Source organism: Paraburkholderia sp. 32 (genome assembly GCF_050435345.1).
In the GTDB taxonomy this organism is placed as follows: Bacteria; Pseudomonadota; Gammaproteobacteria; order Burkholderiales; family Burkholderiaceae; genus Paraburkholderia; species Paraburkholderia tuberum.
In genome coordinates this window covers 1,611,263-1,627,364 of the sequence record NZ_JBNDKD010000001.1, presented here as the reverse complement: position 1 = coordinate 1,627,364, position 16,102 = coordinate 1,611,263, and the positions used below count along the sequence as shown (strand labels likewise).

The following is a 16,102-nucleotide window of genomic DNA, read 5'->3' as shown; positions in this document are numbered from 1 at the left end:
TCGCTCCTGGAAAAAGCATTCGCGGTCAAGGATGACTGGAATGATGCGCACGCCCGCCGATGCAGCCACTTTCCTCACGCCAGTGCGGCGCGTTGGATCGATCTCGATAATCTTCGTACTCGCACACGACCATCATGTGCATGACCGTTGAATCCAACGAAGTGGACCGCCCCTTCGTCAGTGCGCCGCAGCGACCAACACTCCAGGAAAATCTCTGGTTCTTCCTCGACAGGGTCCCCGCGATAGATACTCATTCTGACTCCTCCAACATGAGGAAAGCGCCTCCGATTTTTAGACCCATGATAAGGCGCGTCCATCCGTGGAACAGCGCCTTAAGTCTTTCTGCTTTTTGCAGTTCGTACCGGACGAGCGCTTCGTTCGGAATGCAGCTCATCGTACTCGGCAAGAAGGTTCGCGACCGATTCCTGTTCGAACGCTCGAATGACCTGCACGACAACCCGCTCAATTTCATGCCAGCTCTGCCGACGCATCTCTATCACGGATTCAAGTTCGACACGCGTAGCACAGCCTGACTCAAGGTCAGGCCTCAGTCTTTCCTGCGCAACCATCAATTCCACGTATCTCTGGTCGCAACCCAACATCAGTGCAACCTCAGAAATACTCAGGCTGGCCTGGCCGTTCGGCACCCGACGTTTCTTCGACTCGCGCATAGTGCCCCCTCGAATCCAGCTAGCTGGCTGCAACCCTCCCGAAGGTCGCAAACTGCGCAGCGACGCATTCTGCAATTACATCTCGCTTCCATGGGTTTAAGGTTGCCCCTCGTCCGAAAATCACCCTCATTTCCCTTGTCGTTGGGGTCGAAGCGCCGGACATCTTGCGCTCCCGGACTACCATCAAGACTTTGTCGACGAAAGCGTCTTTTCTAGCTTGAGCTTCGGTAGCGACTCTGCGCTCGTACAGCGCAGACGCGCGTTGCGTCAGGGCCGCATGCCAGCGTCGAATATTTGATGGGTCGATGTTCGCTCGCCTTGCTGCCTCTCTGACAGAGATTGGTCCGCCGCCATCGATTGAGGAGCACAATTCCCGCACAGCGGCTCTGGATACCTGCGCTGTCTTTGGTTTGATCGTTCGAACAGGAAACGACTCTTCCCGAAGAACAACGTTAGTCGCCTCGAATTCGCGCGTTACAAAGATGTCGCGCATACTGGTGCTCGTCACGAGGGCAATTCGAAGAAATATGTCTAGTGCCGCGAGGCAATCACCCCTCGCGTATGCATTCACATGCGCAGGTGGTACTCCAATGCTTCGCGCCATTTTGGAGCCACTCCCACCGAAGAAACTTGCGCGAAGCGCACTGATCGCCACCTTGGAAGAGGCGATTGACTCTCCCATGGCCAAGTGTTGCGGTAGCAGCAGGAACTGTTCGCACATCTTCGCCCGGGCGATTTCTGACTGTTTGATCCGCGAAGTCTCGGCACTGGCCGATCGCCCAAGCCATGTTCCGCAATATCTACAGCAAGCGACCCTTGAGTTGGATACCAGGGACGTTTGTTCGGACCGACCGCATCGCGGGCAGGTATCGACCAGTCCGGCGTCGTGGCGTGGGCAACAAGAAAACTCACATAATCTCCAGGCAAGCGGCTCGTAAACCGGACCAGTGCCCTCAGCCATCTCTTCGAGGCACTCCGGACACCAGCGACGCCGCTCTGTGATGAATCGGCGATGCGCGGTTAGAAGTCCGTCGTATGGCAGCGCAGTGCACAGCTCGAGTCCGGAGACTCCGGTCAGTGCACTCAACGCCTCGGCCCATTGCCTTGCAACGCTTCCGGCTGCCTCAATGACAATCCTTCCTGGAACGAAAATGCGTGATGGGTTTGGTGCTACGCGTCCGAACCGAGGGAACAACTCGTAGCGATAGAGATCGCTGAACAACACATTGCATTCTTCAGCCGCCCTCGCCGCGAAACTCGAGAGCTGTTCGATACGTCCGGTGCCGTAACCTGCTATCTTCATGCGCCACATGGTTGAGCTCCTCGAATGCGCAGAAGGCGCGAGTCAGACTGTCACGATCAGGTCTGGGGAAAACCTGGGGTTCGGGTTGGACGCGGGTCCTGCGGGGTTGCATATGATTCGACAACCCTTCACTTTGTAGTCGGACGAGTAATGGATATGCCCATGAATCCACAGGGACACTCTTCGCATCAAGCGACTCAGATCGCTAGCGAATGCGGTGCTAAAACTGTTGACTCCATATTGCGGGTCAAGAGACCGCTCATGTGGTGCGTGGTGGGTCACCACCACAGTAGCGCCCGTGAATCGCTCCTTGAGTGTCCGGTCCAACCATTCAACCGAGAGTCGATGCTCTAATGCTGTGTCCTCCGGAGTCAGGCGCTTCCCATCAGTGCGGACAGTGGCTTTGTAGTCACTTCCGGAAAAGGCGTTCAGCACGAGTGCGTCTTCGGGCCGCCCAAGAAGGCAAAAGTCCGTCCATAAACAGCAGCCGAGAATTCGCACGTCCGAGTATGTGACGCTTCGGCGTTCAAGAATTTTGAACCGAGCCGTCTCTTGAGCGGCTTCTACAGCCTTCGAGATTGCGTATTCGTAACAAGCGAAGTATGTGTCATGGTTGCCCCTTACGTAGACTACGTCGTAAGGCCAAGCTGCATACCGCTGCTGGACATGCTCAATGCGGTCGATATCGCCCGCCAGAATCAATACATCTGCGTCAAGAGGTTGGACCCTAGCGTCCGGTTTGCTGTCACACATATGGTGCATGTGAAGGTCCGACACGATATGCAGTTTCATTTGAGCCTCCTTCGGCGGACCAAATCAGACGCAACACAGGAGAAAACTTACTATAAAACACACATCATTCAATCGGGGTATACCTTACTATAAAACACGCACTTCGCAGTTCAGACTCAATTGATCATCCTGCTAGCTGGGACGCATTGTGCGGCACAGCATCCCTTTTCAGCGGCAACAATAAATTTCAGGCAGCCGATGTGGTTTTCAATATTCAGTGAGTGTTCAGCATCGCGACCTGATCGAGAATCGACAGTGCAAGTCTAATAAGCAGTGCTGATCGTTGGCGTTCCATAGTTTTCTTTCCCTGCCTCCCCACGGATATGTCTGTTGTCGGACCCAAGGTGTCATTGACAAGTTCGGCGCGAATGTTTACAAACAGGAGGTCGCGCGCGGTTGTTTTCAATTATTTGATAACTTTAATTGCGTAACTCCTGTTCATCGGCGTCCCGTCTGTTTGCGGCCGCCCACCGCTAGAGCGCTGAATTGTAAATATTCCCGGCTCTCAATGTGCGCGTCATTGGTTTTGAATGCTTTTGCGCCACCGACGGTGACAGTTCTTGGACCAAGGCGGACCGTCCGAGGGCCTTTCACTGGGTGACGCGTTTGCCGTTGTAATTTTTACCTCATGTCAGCAACAACACCAAGCCTAGACGATCGATCAATCAGGTCGTTCACGAAAGCCCCGCATCAACTCGCTTAACCGATATATTTGTTAAAGGTGGGCCGCGCGAGCTTTTGACATAAAGGGTCCTGACGTGATCGAGTTGAGCGAGGAACTTCATGCCCACTGACTTTCATGATGAAGCACGCCGCGTACTAAAAGAGCAGATGGATAAGCTCGGTGTGACAATCGAAGATCTGTCCGAGCTTCTTGCCTTGACGGGCCTCCATGAGAATCCTGGATCGCTCTACTCCAAAATCCATCGGGGATCGTTCCAGTTCTCCTTCTTTTTGCGGTGCATTGCAGCAATGCAAGCGAACACACGCGACAGGGAGGCTCCTGTGTGCCGCGTCACCTTTGAGACCGTCCCTTTTAAAGATGTGGCTAATCCAGTTGACCTAGGCATCATCACTCGCGATAAAAGGCGCAAAGGGCCAGATCAGCTTGCGCCGCGCACTGGAAAACGGATAGGTCCTCGCCGGCCAATAGGCCGCCCGCGCCGCGATGTGATGAACCCAGGGTTGGCAGAGACCGGCGCGTCGGAAAAGCGTGATCCTCTGAAACGGAAGAGAGCCGCACCCCGCGCGGTCAAAACCTGACAGGGCCGACTCGGGTCGAAGTACCCGGTTCTCGTACCTACGTCGAAGCCACCTACCTATCGCTATGTCTCCCGCAGACCAGCAAGATACGGTTGCCGAAAGGTCCTACTTGATCGTTGCCATGCCGATGTCGTCGACGATCAACACTGCACGACGTCGCCCGTAGGTGCTGCGCTCAACAGAGGGGTTGAGGGGCCTGCGTTGGTTCTGAGCAACAGCTCTGCCCGGACATGGAGCCTCCAGCAGGTTGTAATTCCGACATGGTTTGCGCGCGATCTGCGTGTACCGCCTTCCCCTTGTAGCGCATTCCGCGTCTGGCGCGCATTTTTGTTAAGGAAGGTCTGCAAAAGTCCTGGCATTGCGTTGCTGCTGAGCTATCCGGGAAACAGAGCGAATTAGGTGAGGAGCAGTGTGATGACGCAACTTGGTCTTGGTCTGGATCTGTCAACGAAGCGCACGCGCAAACGGGAATTTCTCGATGAGATGCGACGTGTTGTGCCCTGGTTGAAGCTGATTGCGCTGATTGAGCCGCACTATCCCACGGGCAAAACCGGTCGGCCGCCGTTCCCGATTGCAACGATGTTGCAGATTCATTTCATGCAGCAATGGTTCGGTCTGTCAGACCCTGCCATGGAAGAGGCACTCTATGACGTTCCGCTGTATCGCGAGTTCGCGGGTCTCGACGGCGGGATGGTTCGCTTGCCGGATAAAAGCACGATTCTCCGGTTCCGCCATCTGCTGGAAACGCACGGACTGGCGGTGCAAATGCTGGCGCTGGTCAATGAAATCCTGACGGAGAAAGACCTGATGCTCAAGGCTGGATCGGCAGTCGACGCCACTCTGATTGCCGCGCCCAGTTCGACAAAGAATGGCTCCGGCACGCGTGATCCGGAAATGCAATCAACGCGGAAAGGTGGCAACTGGTACTTCGGGATGAAGATGCATATCGGCGTGGACGCCGACTCGGGCCTGGTCCATACGGTCATCGGAACGGCGGCCAATGTTCACGACATCAACGTAGCCCAGGCATTGCTGCATGGTAAAGAAACGGATGTGTACGCGGACGCCGGATATCAGGGTATCGAAAAGCGTTGTGAGGCTGACGCGGTTCGTTGGCATGTTGCAATGCGACCGGCAAAGCGCAGGAAACTGGATCTGAGTGATTCGGTGGACGCGATATACGATCAGATCGAACGCCTGAAGGCGGGTATTCGAGCCAAGGTCGAACACCCGTTTCGCATCCTCAAGCGGCAGTTCGGTTACATGAAGACCCGCTATCGTGGTTTGATGAAGAACACCGCCCAGATCACTACGCTGTTTGCTTTGGGCAATTTATGGATGGCGCGTAGAGCTTTGCGCAAAGCTTGAAACACCGAGCCGATAAAGTCCGTATGTCTGGTTGAAGCGCTCCGGCGCGCGAAAAAAGCCCCGGCGATTGACTCGCCAGCAAAGATCTGAACGCAGAGGCCGCGCTGGATGTGAAAGATAACGCTTGCAAAGAGGGTTGTGCAGACCTTCCTTAACTTTTGGTTCGTTCCTTAATCATTCGAGCCATCTCGGCTTCCATCGCCTTTCGAGCAAGGGCAGGCTTCAGACCGATACCCATTGGAAGGCCGTGACGCATGCGCTCCTGCCTAAAAACGCGATGATCCACAGAACCAAACACCTTCACACCTACCTCCGTCATCCTTTCTTCTGATGGAAATTCGCCGGCGAAGATAAGCTCGTCCATCGCACTCCGAATCCTCTCCTCCCGAAGAGGCGTCATTGCACGTAGTTGAACTGAGTCTCGAGCGACCTTTGTAATCAGACTGGGCTCCAACCTCTGCAAAGTGGTTTTTCGCATATCTGTCAATAGCTCGACACTGTATAGCGAAGGCGCCCCCCTCTTTGACCGTTCGCGCTCCAAAACTGATTTGACCAAAGCGCACAATCTGACATCACGGTCAGTCTCCTGTTGCCCCCCGTGGAGTCTTGCAGTCGCCTCGGTAAGCAAAAAGCCAAGGTTTTGCGGAAGTGGCCTGTGTGCCATTAAGTCAGTCACACTCAGACGCGCGACACACGCTATTCGATAACAGTCCTCCATAGTGAATTTTCCAGAGACCGCACAGCGCTTTCTTGTCGTTACATCTTTAAGGCCTAAAATTTCGGTTAGAACATCCGTACGTTCGTCGAGCCCCTCGTGCCAAACATCATGGAAAAATGACAGTACATTCTCAAGGTTTTTACCTGTAAAACGAAGCAAGTCAAAGCATTCGGATATGCACACAGAACGCAAAACCTCCTCCGTATCAATAGTCCGACTATCTCCACTAACAGGCTGACCAAGCCAACTGCGACAATTGCTACAACATCCTACCCGGCCGAATGCCCAAAGAACGGCAACCTTCTCGCAACCGCAATATGGACAGCATCGCAGCATGCGGACTTCGTGCCGGATACAGGTAGAGTACTCAGGCACTCGCCATATCAAAGGCGAGAAAGCCGCCTGCTCAAAAGGACCGGCCCCACTTACATTTTCGCCCGCGAATTCCTCGAGACAATGTGGGCACCAGAAGTAACACCGTCGAGCCTTCCGGCTTTTCAAAAACAGGCTCGACATATGTCGCAAGGTCATCTGGGACAAAGAGTTTCGCCCGGTTAATTCCTCCGTCGCGCGAACCCATGGCTCAACGGTACCTGTCTCCAAATCGACCTGAAGATGTGGTCCGTTGGGAAATGAAGCACGACCGACGATGGCATCCACGGCCGGTCTAAGAATATGCCTGATAAGGATCGTTGTTGACACATTAAGCAATTCGGCCCATCTGTGGAGATAGCTGCTGAACGACTCGCACTCAAAGGTCCCCACTCGCCTTGGATTCGGAGACGGGACCGTCATTGTGCATCCTCCTGGAGCGCGGGACGTTTTGGCTTGCGGCCACCTCTCCTACCGCCCTTCCCGCCTCTTTGCGGCGCCTCTGCAGATGAACTATCTGCAGAGCCTAACGACCCCGGTGCGTTCTTTGGTTTTTCGGATACCATTGGATCGCAGACGGCATCACTGGAAGGCGAGCCATAGAACATTTCTGGCATTGATACTTCGCCGGCAACTTCCTGTTTACGCCTCTTCTGGAAGTGCGCCAGATATCCCAGATATTCTGCGCGACGATCTTCGTCTTGCGCAGCATGAAAGAACCGATGCTCCGTCTCCATCGTAAGCCGACGGGCGTCGAAATTTTCGAGAAGGTCAGTATGCAACATCGGCCAGTCGAGTACTTTTCTTTCGATTTGCGATGCCAACACGCAAACGAGAATGACATCAATTGCTATGCCAAATGTTCCCCACGTAAGCCGCATGATTTCATCGGCATTGTCGCCTTGAAGTGTCCCCGGAACGATCAGATCCGCACCCAACTCCTCTTCCAGCGTAAAAAGAAGAGATGCAAAGTCATCGCAATCTGTTTCGTTATCGCAGTAGTACGGCGGCATCCATATCGGCCTGAATCTCGCAGCCATCTGGCCTGTCATCCACTGGAAGCACGCTACTTCCGGCCCACCCGACACAACGACGGTCTGCTTCGTTTTCGTTGCAATCTCATTGAAGACAAACGGTGCTTCTACTGCTCGACCGGCCTTCAGCAGCAGCGCCCACGAACTCGCATCGTCAAGAAAAATCGCGGGATGAAGACCGTGAGCGGCTTTTGCCATACTCGAAAGCATACCGGCTCGGGTCGCCTTCTGACCTCCGTTTACACGAACATCTGGCGCGCCTTCCTTCAGCGGCTTGTATTCAATTTTGTAGTCAACCAGTTCCAGGAGAAAGTGATTACAGACGTCCGTATATAGGGCATTGACCTCGATTTTTCCGTTGTTGGGTGGGTTCAATTCCGTGTATGCCGACCCGCGAACCGGCCGTCCGTCATCAATCGCCTCCTGCACCAGCTCAGCGTCGCGCTCTCGCATAAGAGTGCTCTTGCCAACGGAGGTAGGTCCAATAATCAGCGCTATTCGACGCTTGTTTGGTATCGCTGTGTGAACGACCAACTCTTCATGTGCTTTCTTAAACTTGGGGTGATTTTTGACCCAATCATCGCGTATGGTTCTGAGCCGCTCCCTGATCTCCTTTGGGACTTTTGGCCGCTGTTTCATCAGCTCGCGAATGTCTCTCATCGCATACTCCTCTGCGGGTAAACGCAGTTGCGCGTCTGCTTCAGAAATCATCAAGCCGTCTGATCTTGCGTACGCGGACCGACGCAGGACTAGCGGGCGGTGATGACAGCTGCGGTGGTGGCGTAGTCGGAGCAGCGGGACGCGACGCGGGGGAAACATCCGAGTTTCTACCAGCAGTCCCGTTCCCTTTCGCGGTCGCGGATTGCGCTTCTGTGTCAGCGGCTTGCGTTGCTCTGGAAGGTGCGGCTTGCGCGTGAGATCGGCGCGCGTGGGCGGCCGGTCCCACGTTATTGGTACCATCAGGCGCGAGGACCTTATGCTCGATCAAGAAATCACGAGGAACGCTAATGTCGCGACTTTCGCTCCAGGTGACGTAGGCCTCGGCACCGGTAGGTGTATTACGCCAATCGGTCAACCCGTCCGCCAGCGCCTCCTGCATTTGCGGACTCTTGCCGACACGTCTACGATGCTCCTGGTATTCGTCACGTTCGTCATCGGTAAAGAACCTGAGTTTTTCATACCAGAGCGACTTCGCTTCAACCCATTCATGAATGGGACCTACATCGATAAATATGAAAACATGACCTATGTTGTCGGGGTCCTCATGGACCAGGACTTTTTGTCCCACAACATTCATCAGCTTATTGTCCGCATAAGTCACTCTCTCGTGTTCGACATAACCCCCGGCCTGCACGGTCAGTTTTCCGCTAGGATTTGAGACGAGAGGCATCATGAGCCAACGAAATCGTTCTGTGTATTTCACGTCACACCAAACGCTGCCCTTCCGAAACTCCAGTCTTTCGGCGTTCTGGGAAATAGACTCCCCTCCCGTCTTCGTGGAGGGGAATCCTCTTCGGATATCGCAGTCGCTTTCCAGTCGTCGGCGAAAATCGGCCAAAGTGAGTAACGCGGTGCTGTGCGGGCGGAAATCTTTCGGAAGCGCACGATAGTCATCGTTATCGTCCCGGTAGCCAGGAAGATTTCTCAACAGCTCCCGCGTTTTCGTTCCAAAGCCGGTCTCGGCCGGCTGCCCTGTATGCGGCTGTTTCCCGCTCCTGTCCAGAACCACGACTCCGTAACTTCCAAGAACCGTCCTCCACTGCTCTTTTATATGTTCCGGGCCGCCGTCCACGACCAGATACTGAGGGAGCTTCTCGCGGCGCTTGACGAGATTCACAATCAATCTAAAAATCGCCTTATAGGAAGGGGCTCCGTAGTAGAGCAGGGATTCAATGCTCTCGTCGTTAAAGGAATCTCGCATGACTGTCCAAGTCGACCTGCGTGCCGCTGGTAGACCTGTGAACATGTTCAACGTCACGTTGGGAAACGGAGTGCTGTCGATATGTCCGACCTCACCAGGTAGCCTCCCTTTCGATACGAGATTAACCTTATCTAATGGAACATGCCCTCGATACCGATAGGCTATGTGTTTACCCTTTCGCGTAACAATGACGTCGTATTTTTTCAACTCATGGATTCGATCTCGTATTGTCTTTTCAGTGACGGGCGAAGCGCCGGCAGCACTGCACCCTTTGCGGTATGGCCCAATGATTGCGGCGACTGTCAGGCCATTAGGAGTTGTAAAATGCTCATCCAGCACCCGATCCCAAACTGGTCTCTCCCCATGGGTCTGGCTCGTTCTATTTCCATTGTGGTTCCGCGCAAGCACGATCAGTGGATCGACCCCCGACTCCTGCGCTTTGGCAAGCTTTCTCTTGATCCGAGCCACCGTCGACAATGACATCGGTTGGCGGCTCTTTGCGCCGAACGGCCAGATATATTCAGCTCGATTTTCTGAGAATAATGCCAATAGCAACATACCTTCGCGAAGTTGCTTCGCACTCAAATCGTATATGCGCATCGCTGTTGAGTCGTCAAGCGCCCAGCGTCCGCTATTGGTGTGTTCGTCGGCCTCCTGGCTGGTGACGAATTCGTCGTCAAGGCCCTTCGAACTCAATCGCAGAATGCTCCCATCGTCATCCTCAACCTTCCACAGGCGTGCTCTCCATGTAAATCCTTCGCCCGTCGTCGGACGCCTGCGTCTGATTGATAGCGGGTGCACTGCCCCCTGCCTCTCCCTCTCGGCCCGGTGCGAGAGATAGTCCTCCCGAGTTGCGTAAAGGAAGGCAATATCGAGCGTCAGGTCTTCTTCGTTGATGGGATAGTAGGCTAGTTGCCGAGCCACAAAGCACCGAATTGCCTCGCCGTCTATTCCTAACTGATAAAGGTCACGACAATCGACGACTCGCTTGTTCTGCACAATGTCTAGGATAAACAGGAGAATTTCATCTGATGCTGCGCGATAGGTATCGAAATACACCTTCGACAGATAACTCAGGTTTCCGACTGTGTATCGTCCGAGATGTTCGTCGGTAACAAGACGATAGCCTATTCCATATTGCGCAGCTGCCTCGCGTAGTCTCGGTGAGTCCCATTTTCCATCTACCCGTTTATAGAGGTTTGTGTGACGCAGCAGCGTTATGACAGTTCTGTACTCGAAGAAATAAATGTCACTTGGCTCGATACAGAGCGCAGTTACGCGATGTCCGCGCTTTGTCCTTTTATGTTGTACGCCGGGAATGCTCACGTTATTCCAAATCTCGATAAGACGTGGATTGAATATGGGGCTTTCGAGCATAAGCAGAGCTAGATACTGGACACCAAAGCTCGCGAACTGGAGGAGCAGCCGCATGAGACGCGATGGATAAGTGCCCACGATGTTGCCCAAAACATACGAGCCCTGCGGGGCGAAATGGGGCTGTGTATTGCGGATGTCCGTAACCAGGCTTCTACCGATTTCCGGTAGATTTTTGCGATCCATCACCGCCTTTATCGATGTCTCGTCCAGACGGTGATACGGCACCGAGGTGTCGTACGCAAAATGTTCCGCGCCCTCAAGCGTATTGAGTTCGGACTCTGATTTCAGCTTCGGTGCCATCTCGATTTTCCATAAACCAAGGTCAGATGAGGGATGATCGTGGCTCGTCCTGATGTGCGGCCGATGCGCTTCGGCTGCTAGACGAAAAACGCTATAAACGCACGCAGGGACATCGCGACCATGGAAAATGACCGATTCGCAATATTTTCCTTAATGGTCCTAGATCGATTTCTGCAGGCTCGTCCGTCATTTCCCGTCTTCGATCGAACCCCTCGTGCAACGGACCAATCGTTGCTACAGATGGTCAAGTCAGCAGTCTGCGGGCGAAAGCGCTCAATTGATGAGTTGACCATCACCGAGCGACTCCTCTGAAGAACGCTATTCCTTGTGGTTCCGCGCAAGAACAATTAGCGGATCGACACCCGACTTCTCCGCTCTAGCAACGTTTCTCTTGACTCAAGCCACTGTCGATAGTGACATCGCCTAGCAGGTCTTCGCGCCGAACGGCCAGGAGTACTCAGCGCGGGGTTTGGAGAATATTGCTAATAGCGATGTTGCCTCGCGAAGTTGCTTCTCAGTGAAATAGTGTGCGCGCGTCGCGGTTGCGTCGCCTGGCGCCCAGCGTCCCGGATTGTTGCAGTCGTCGGCCTTCTGGCTCTTGACGAATTTGTCGTCAAAAGGACCTCATTAGGATACCGAAACTCCTTTTTCCCGCGCTCGTTTTCCATAACCTGTCTCCAATCGCCCCCCGACGATCCTTTGCGTAAGAGGAACGTCTCCGGAGCTCACACAAGTCTGAGGCCTGCTACGGGTAAACTAGTTAGCAAATTTGCAAATTGCAAGTTTTCTCGTACCTGGCTTGATTAGACACGACCATTGTTCCGTTGTACGTGCGCCGCTCCCCTGCAACGGAGCATCGTGGCCTTGGGTGGTCCAGTAAGCGATTGCCCAGGAATGGTCTTGAGGCCGGCACACAGGCCGTCTGTCAAATCAGGCTTCCGACGCGCCACCAGCGAGTAACCGTTTCGGTAACAAATACCGGCTCGACCGTCAAATCAGGCCTCCTGTCAGATCAAAACAAACTCCGGCCAGCAGGACTCTCGACAAGGACATGCAGGCCATTCTCCGAGCCGCACCCCGGTCCCTCCCTTCGGAGCATTCCGATTTTCCGCCGCTTTCTTCGCCCAACTGGGCGCTCCCGCAGGACTTCCGCTTCCATCCTGTAAAATCCGCGCCGGCCTCCGTCGCCAGCGCGCCCGCCCTATCCGGACGGCGCGCCCGTGTCCCGTGCTCTACCCAGCGCCTGCCGCACTTCTCGCCCGACGACCGCCGTATGTCCACGCGTCTCCCGCGTGGCTCACAATTCATCAAAGACATGGCAATGCAAGCGACAAATCTGGGTGGAGCGCAGGCTGTCACCCCCCGCCCGCTTGGGCACAGCGATTACAAGACACTCGGTCTCGCCGCGCTCGGCGGAGCGCTCGAGTTCTACGACTTCATCATCTTCGTTTTCTTCGCGCCGGCGATCGGCCAGCTGTTCTTCCCGGCGGCGATGCCGGACTGGCTGCGTCAGGTGCAGACCTTCGGCATTTTCGCGGCCGGTTATCTGGCGCGGCCGCTCGGCGGCGTCATCATGGCGCACTTCGGCGACCTGTTCGGCCGCAAGCGCATGTTCACGCTGAGCGTGCTGCTGATGTCGGTGCCGACGCTGCTGATGGGCCTGATGCCCACCTACGCGAGCATCGGCGTGCTCGCGCCGGTGCTGCTATTGCTGTTCCGCGTGATGCAGGGCGCGGCGGTCGGCGGCGAAGTCCCGGGCGCATGGGTGTTCGTCGCAGAGCATGTGCCCGGGCGGCACGTCGGCTATGCGTGCGGCACGCTGACGGCCGGCCTCACGGCGGGCATTCTGCTCGGCTCGCTGATTGCGTCGGCGGTCAATCGCCATTTCACGCCGGCCGATATTTCCGAATATGCGTGGCGTGTTCCGTTCCTCATCGGCGGCGTGTTCGGTATGTTCTCGGTCTATCTGCGCCGCTGGCTGCACGAGACGCCGGTGTTCGCCGAACTGAAGCAACGCAAGGCGATCGCCGCGGAAGTGCCGCTGAAGGCCGTGCTGCGCGATCACGGCCGCGCGGTGATCGTGTCGATGCTGCTCACCTGGATGCTGTCGGCGGCGATCGTCGTCGTGATCCTGATGACGCCGACGCTGCTGCAAAAGCAATTTCACATCGAGCCGGCCACCGCGCTGCTCGCGAACTGTGTCGCGACGCTGTGCCTGACGATCGGCTGCGTGGTGGCGGGTTCGATCGCCGGACGCATTGGCGCGGGTCGCACGATTTTCGTCGGCGGTGTTGCGCTTGCGATCACGTACTACGTGATGTTTCGCCAGTTGGCCGTCGATACGTCCCTGCTCTTGCCGCTGTATGCACTGGCCGGACTTTTCGTCGGCGTGATCGGCGCGATTCCGCTCGTGATGGTCCGCGGATTCCCGCCGGTGGTGCGCTTCTCGGGCATCTCGTTCTCGTACAACGTCGCGTATGCGGTGTTCGGCGGTCTGACGCCGATCGCCGTATCGCTGATGATGAAGTCGAACCCGCTGGCCGCGCCGCTGTACGTCGCGGCGATCTGCGTGCTGGGCGCGCTGACCGCGCTGTTCATCAAGGATGTGCCGCGGGCGCGTTGATCCGGCGACATCCATACTTCACGCCACGCCGAAACGTGGCGCGCTGCATCGGGCTTACGATGCAGTCATGAACTCATCCACACCCTCCTTTTCGCCCGCCCTCGGTCGCGTTCTCGCGACCGTCAGCGTCGGCTTCGTGGTCACGCAACTCGACGTGACCATCGTCAACATCGCGTTGCCACGAATCGGCGCGGACCTGCACGCGAACGTCGCGGGCCTGCAATGGGTCGTCGATGCATACACGCTCGCGTTTGCGGTGCTGATGCTGTCGGCCGGCGCGCTCGGCGACCGCTTCGGCGCGCGGCGCATGTATGCGTGCGGAATCGTGCTGTTCGCGCTCGCGTCGCTGGCCTGCGGGCTCGCGCTCGATGCCCCGATGCTGATCGCCGCGCGCGCGGTGCAAGGCATCGGCGCGGCAGCGATGCTGCCGAATTCGCTCGCGCTGCTCAATCAGTCGTTCGGCCACGAACCGAAGCTGCGGGCACGCGCGGTCGGCCTGTGGACCGCCTCCGGCGCGATTTCGATCGCGGCCGGGCCGGTGGCTGGCGGCCTGCTGATCGCCGCGTTCGGCTGGCGCAGCATCTTTCTCGTCAATCTACCGATCTGCGCGGCCGGCCTGCTCGCGACACTGCTGTGGATTCCGCGTCCGCAAACCTCGCAAGGCGGCGTCCCGGCCGCCGCTCGCGGCAACACCGGCGCGACGCCACGCGGCATCGATCTCGGCGGCCAGTGTCTCGCGATCGTCGCGCTAACCGCGTTCGTCGCCGCGGTGATCGAATGGCGGCCGCTCGGGCTCGCGCATCCGCTGGTCGCCGGCGGCTTCGTGCTGGCGCTGCTGGCGGCGGGTGCGTTCGTGTTCGTCGAAGCGCGCGTCGCGCGCCCGATGCTGCCGCTGTCGCTGTTCGGCACGCGCACGTTCAGCGCGGCAGTGCTGTTCGGCATCTGCGTGAATCTGACCTATTACGGCATGGTGTTCGTGCTGAGCCTTTACCTGCAGCGCGTGCGCGGCTACACACCGTTGCAGGCGGGCCTCGCGTTCCTGCCGCTGACGGGCGGTTTCCTGCTCTCGAACGTCGCGAGCGGCTGGGTGATCGGCCGCCTGGGAGTGCGCGTGCCGATGATCCTCGGCGCGATCACGGCTGGTCTCGGCTATGGCCTGCTGCATCTCGTCGACGCCGAGACGCCGCTGATTGGCCTGCTGCTGCCGTTTTTGCTGATTCCGTCGGGTATGGGACTCGCGGTGCCGGCGATGACCACGGCGGTGCTCGCATCGACCGAAGCGCGGCGCGCGGGCACGGCGTCGGCGGTATTGAACACGGCGCGCCAGGCCGGCGGCGCGGTGGGTGTGGCGGCCTTCGGCGCGCTCGCGGGCGGTGCGGCCGCGACGCAGATCGTGCCGGGGATGCAAGCGGCGACGGCTATTTCAGTGGGACTGCTGGTGCTGGGTCTCGTGCTCGCGTGTTTCGTGCATCCGGAGCCGCACGCGGCGGCATCGTCTGCGCGCGGCGCGAGCGCCGCGAGTAAGTAAGCGGTGTGTAATGCAGGCGCCTACAGCGACGCCTCCTGAATCGTGCCGGTAGCGATTGCGCGCTCGATCAGGCCTTCGCTGCGCGCTTTGGCGATCGCATCCGCGAGCAGCTTTTCCGGGTCCTCGATGTCCGCCTTCAGCGTGCCGATGAATCCGGACGCATCCAGAACCACCAGCGTCTTCGCCGACTCGGCGAGGCTGATGATCACACGATGCGGCGTCGGCCCTTCGCCGAGACTCGCGCACAGTTGCGTGAGCTTGCCGCCGATCATTTGCTCGAAGTTCTGAATCATCATCTGCTCCCATGATTGGCGCGGGTTGGAAATCCTGCTGTGTAGCAGGATGCGGGCCGCGCCGACTGCGCGCGCTCACGCTTTACAGCCCGCTTTACAGGCCGCCGAGTCCGCCGCGCGGCGCGCGCGCGTTGTCGATGCTCAGACGCCCCGCGCCGGTAACGAACAGCAGCAGGAAACCGCCCGCGATTCCGATGTTCTTCCAGAAATGAATCACCATGTCGTGCTGCAAGGCCGGGTCGGTGATATTCCAGAAGTCGTGGCCGAGCACCGCCGTCGCGACCGTATACGCCGCCATGACCAGCGCGAGCGGCCGTACCTTGAAGCCGACCACGAGCAGCAGGCCGCCGAGCACCTCGATCGCGGTTGCGATCGGCGCGGCGATCTGCACGAACGGCACGCCTTTCGAATGCAGGTAGCCGACGAAGCCCGCATAGCCCAGCAGTTTCATCACCCCGCTCCACAGGAACAGCACGGAAAGCGCAAGACGGGCGATGAAAATAATGCCGAAATCGACGGGACGCGACATGGGGGGACTC

Annotated in this window: 12 protein-coding genes and 1 pseudogene; 5 read left to right on the top strand and 8 right to left on the bottom strand. The window is 57.2% G+C overall.

Going from position 1 to position 16,102, the window contains the following annotated elements:
* Nucleotides 1-140: 140 nt before the first annotated feature.
* Nucleotides 141-533 carry a hypothetical protein gene (locus OKW26_RS07720; RefSeq protein ID WP_429353160.1) on the top strand — a complete coding sequence of 131 codons (393 nt, stop codon included), beginning with the start codon at nucleotides 141-143 and terminating at the stop codon, nucleotides 531-533.
* Between the two features lie 157 nt (nucleotides 534-690).
* On the opposite strand, the gene OKW26_RS07715 is transcribed toward OKW26_RS07720, so the two are convergent.
* Together OKW26_RS07715 and OKW26_RS07710 are read right to left on the bottom strand one after the other, a co-directional pair.
* On the bottom strand, nucleotides 691-1,974 hold the full coding sequence (locus OKW26_RS07715) for a TniQ family protein (RefSeq protein ID WP_429354191.1): 1,284 nt from the start codon (nucleotides 1,972-1,974) through the stop codon (nucleotides 691-693).
* Nucleotides 1,975-2,016: 42 nt separating this feature from the next.
* Nucleotides 2,017-2,766, bottom strand: a complete 750-nt coding sequence (locus tag OKW26_RS07710; RefSeq protein WP_429353159.1) for a metallophosphoesterase — start codon at nucleotides 2,764-2,766, stop codon at nucleotides 2,017-2,019.
* Nucleotides 2,767-3,549: 783 nt separating this feature from the next.
* On the opposite strand from OKW26_RS07710, the gene OKW26_RS07705 reads away from it, so the two are divergent.
* Entirely contained in the window at nucleotides 3,550-4,029 is a 480-nt protein-coding gene (locus tag OKW26_RS07705; RefSeq protein WP_429353158.1) for a DUF6471 domain-containing protein, read from the top strand.
* Between the two features lie 414 nt (nucleotides 4,030-4,443).
* Nucleotides 4,444-5,397 (top strand): IS5 family transposase, encoded by a 954-nt coding sequence (locus tag OKW26_RS07700; RefSeq protein ID WP_429353157.1) that lies wholly within the window; start codon nucleotides 4,444-4,446, stop codon nucleotides 5,395-5,397.
* A 151-nt stretch (nucleotides 5,398-5,548) separates the two neighbouring features.
* Here the strand turns inward: OKW26_RS07700 and OKW26_RS07695 are convergent, their stop codons facing one another.
* The 4 genes and pseudogenes from OKW26_RS07695 to OKW26_RS07680 form a co-directional block, all read right to left on the bottom strand.
* The gene (locus OKW26_RS07695; protein ID WP_429354254.1) at nucleotides 5,549-5,761 is read right to left on the bottom strand and encodes a hypothetical protein; all 213 of its coding nucleotides are present in this window, start codon (nucleotides 5,759-5,761) and stop codon (nucleotides 5,549-5,551) included.
* A gap of 702 nt (nucleotides 5,762-6,463) precedes the next feature.
* Nucleotides 6,464-6,910 (bottom strand): annotated as a pseudogene (locus OKW26_RS07690) (TniQ family protein); the annotation flags it as partial.
* Nucleotides 6,907-8,232, bottom strand: a complete 1,326-nt coding sequence (locus OKW26_RS07685; protein ID WP_429353156.1) for a hypothetical protein — start codon at nucleotides 8,230-8,232, stop codon at nucleotides 6,907-6,909. The pseudogene OKW26_RS07690 and the gene OKW26_RS07685, both read right to left, overlap by 4 nt.
* Nucleotides 8,222-11,119 (bottom strand): Mu transposase C-terminal domain-containing protein, encoded by a 2,898-nt coding sequence (locus OKW26_RS07680; protein WP_429353155.1) that lies wholly within the window; start codon nucleotides 11,117-11,119, stop codon nucleotides 8,222-8,224. The genes OKW26_RS07685 and OKW26_RS07680 overlap by 11 nt, the downstream gene beginning before the upstream one ends.
* Before the next feature lie 1,321 nt (nucleotides 11,120-12,440).
* On the opposite strand from OKW26_RS07680, the gene OKW26_RS07675 reads away from it, so the two are divergent.
* A complete protein-coding gene (locus OKW26_RS07675) occupies nucleotides 12,441-13,742 on the top strand; it encodes an MFS transporter (RefSeq protein WP_429353154.1) in 1,302 nt (433 codons plus the stop codon).
* A gap of 67 nt (nucleotides 13,743-13,809) precedes the next feature.
* Nucleotides 13,810-15,270, top strand: coding sequence for an MFS transporter (locus tag OKW26_RS07670; RefSeq protein ID WP_429353153.1), 1,461 nt, complete (start codon nucleotides 13,810-13,812; stop codon nucleotides 15,268-15,270).
* Between the two features lie 20 nt (nucleotides 15,271-15,290).
* On the opposite strand, the gene OKW26_RS07665 is transcribed toward OKW26_RS07670, so the two are convergent.
* Both OKW26_RS07665 and OKW26_RS07660 read right to left on the bottom strand, forming a co-directional pair.
* Complete coding sequence (locus OKW26_RS07665; protein WP_429353152.1) at nucleotides 15,291-15,563, bottom strand: hypothetical protein; 273 nt, start codon at nucleotides 15,561-15,563, stop codon at nucleotides 15,291-15,293.
* 94 nt (nucleotides 15,564-15,657) lie between these two features.
* Nucleotides 15,658-16,092, bottom strand: coding sequence for a DoxX family protein (locus tag OKW26_RS07660; RefSeq protein WP_184054217.1), 435 nt, complete (start codon nucleotides 16,090-16,092; stop codon nucleotides 15,658-15,660).
* Between the last annotated feature and the right edge of the window lie 10 nt (nucleotides 16,093-16,102).

What these genes read in the sequence shown, in the direction of transcription:
- OKW26_RS07720 (WP_429353160.1), top strand. Translation starts at nt 141, where the DNA reads ATGACCGTTGAATCCAACGAAGTGGACCGCCCCTTCGTCAGTGCGCCG.
- OKW26_RS07715 (WP_429354191.1), bottom strand. Translation starts at nt 1,974, where the DNA reads ATGAAGATAGCAGGTTACGGCACCGGACGTATCGAACAGCTCTCGAGT.
- OKW26_RS07710 (WP_429353159.1), bottom strand. Translation starts at nt 2,766, where the DNA reads ATGAAACTGCATATCGTGTCGGACCTTCACATGCACCATATGTGTGAC.
- OKW26_RS07705 (WP_429353158.1), top strand. Translation starts at nt 3,550, where the DNA reads ATGCCCACTGACTTTCATGATGAAGCACGCCGCGTACTAAAAGAGCAG.
- OKW26_RS07700 (WP_429353157.1), top strand. Translation starts at nt 4,444, where the DNA reads ATGACGCAACTTGGTCTTGGTCTGGATCTGTCAACGAAGCGCACGCGC.
- OKW26_RS07695 (WP_429354254.1), bottom strand. Translation starts at nt 5,761, where the DNA reads ATGGACGAGCTTATCTTCGCCGGCGAATTTCCATCAGAAGAAAGGATG.
- OKW26_RS07685 (WP_429353156.1), bottom strand. Translation starts at nt 8,232, where the DNA reads ATGATTTCTGAAGCAGACGCGCAACTGCGTTTACCCGCAGAGGAGTAT.
- OKW26_RS07680 (WP_429353155.1), bottom strand. Translation starts at nt 11,119, where the DNA reads ATGGCACCGAAGCTGAAATCAGAGTCCGAACTCAATACGCTTGAGGGC.
- OKW26_RS07675 (WP_429353154.1), top strand. Translation starts at nt 12,441, where the DNA reads ATGCAAGCGACAAATCTGGGTGGAGCGCAGGCTGTCACCCCCCGCCCG.
- OKW26_RS07670 (WP_429353153.1), top strand. Translation starts at nt 13,810, where the DNA reads ATGAACTCATCCACACCCTCCTTTTCGCCCGCCCTCGGTCGCGTTCTC.
- OKW26_RS07665 (WP_429353152.1), bottom strand. Translation starts at nt 15,563, where the DNA reads ATGATTCAGAACTTCGAGCAAATGATCGGCGGCAAGCTCACGCAACTG.
- OKW26_RS07660 (WP_184054217.1), bottom strand. Translation starts at nt 16,092, where the DNA reads ATGTCGCGTCCCGTCGATTTCGGCATTATTTTCATCGCCCGTCTTGCG.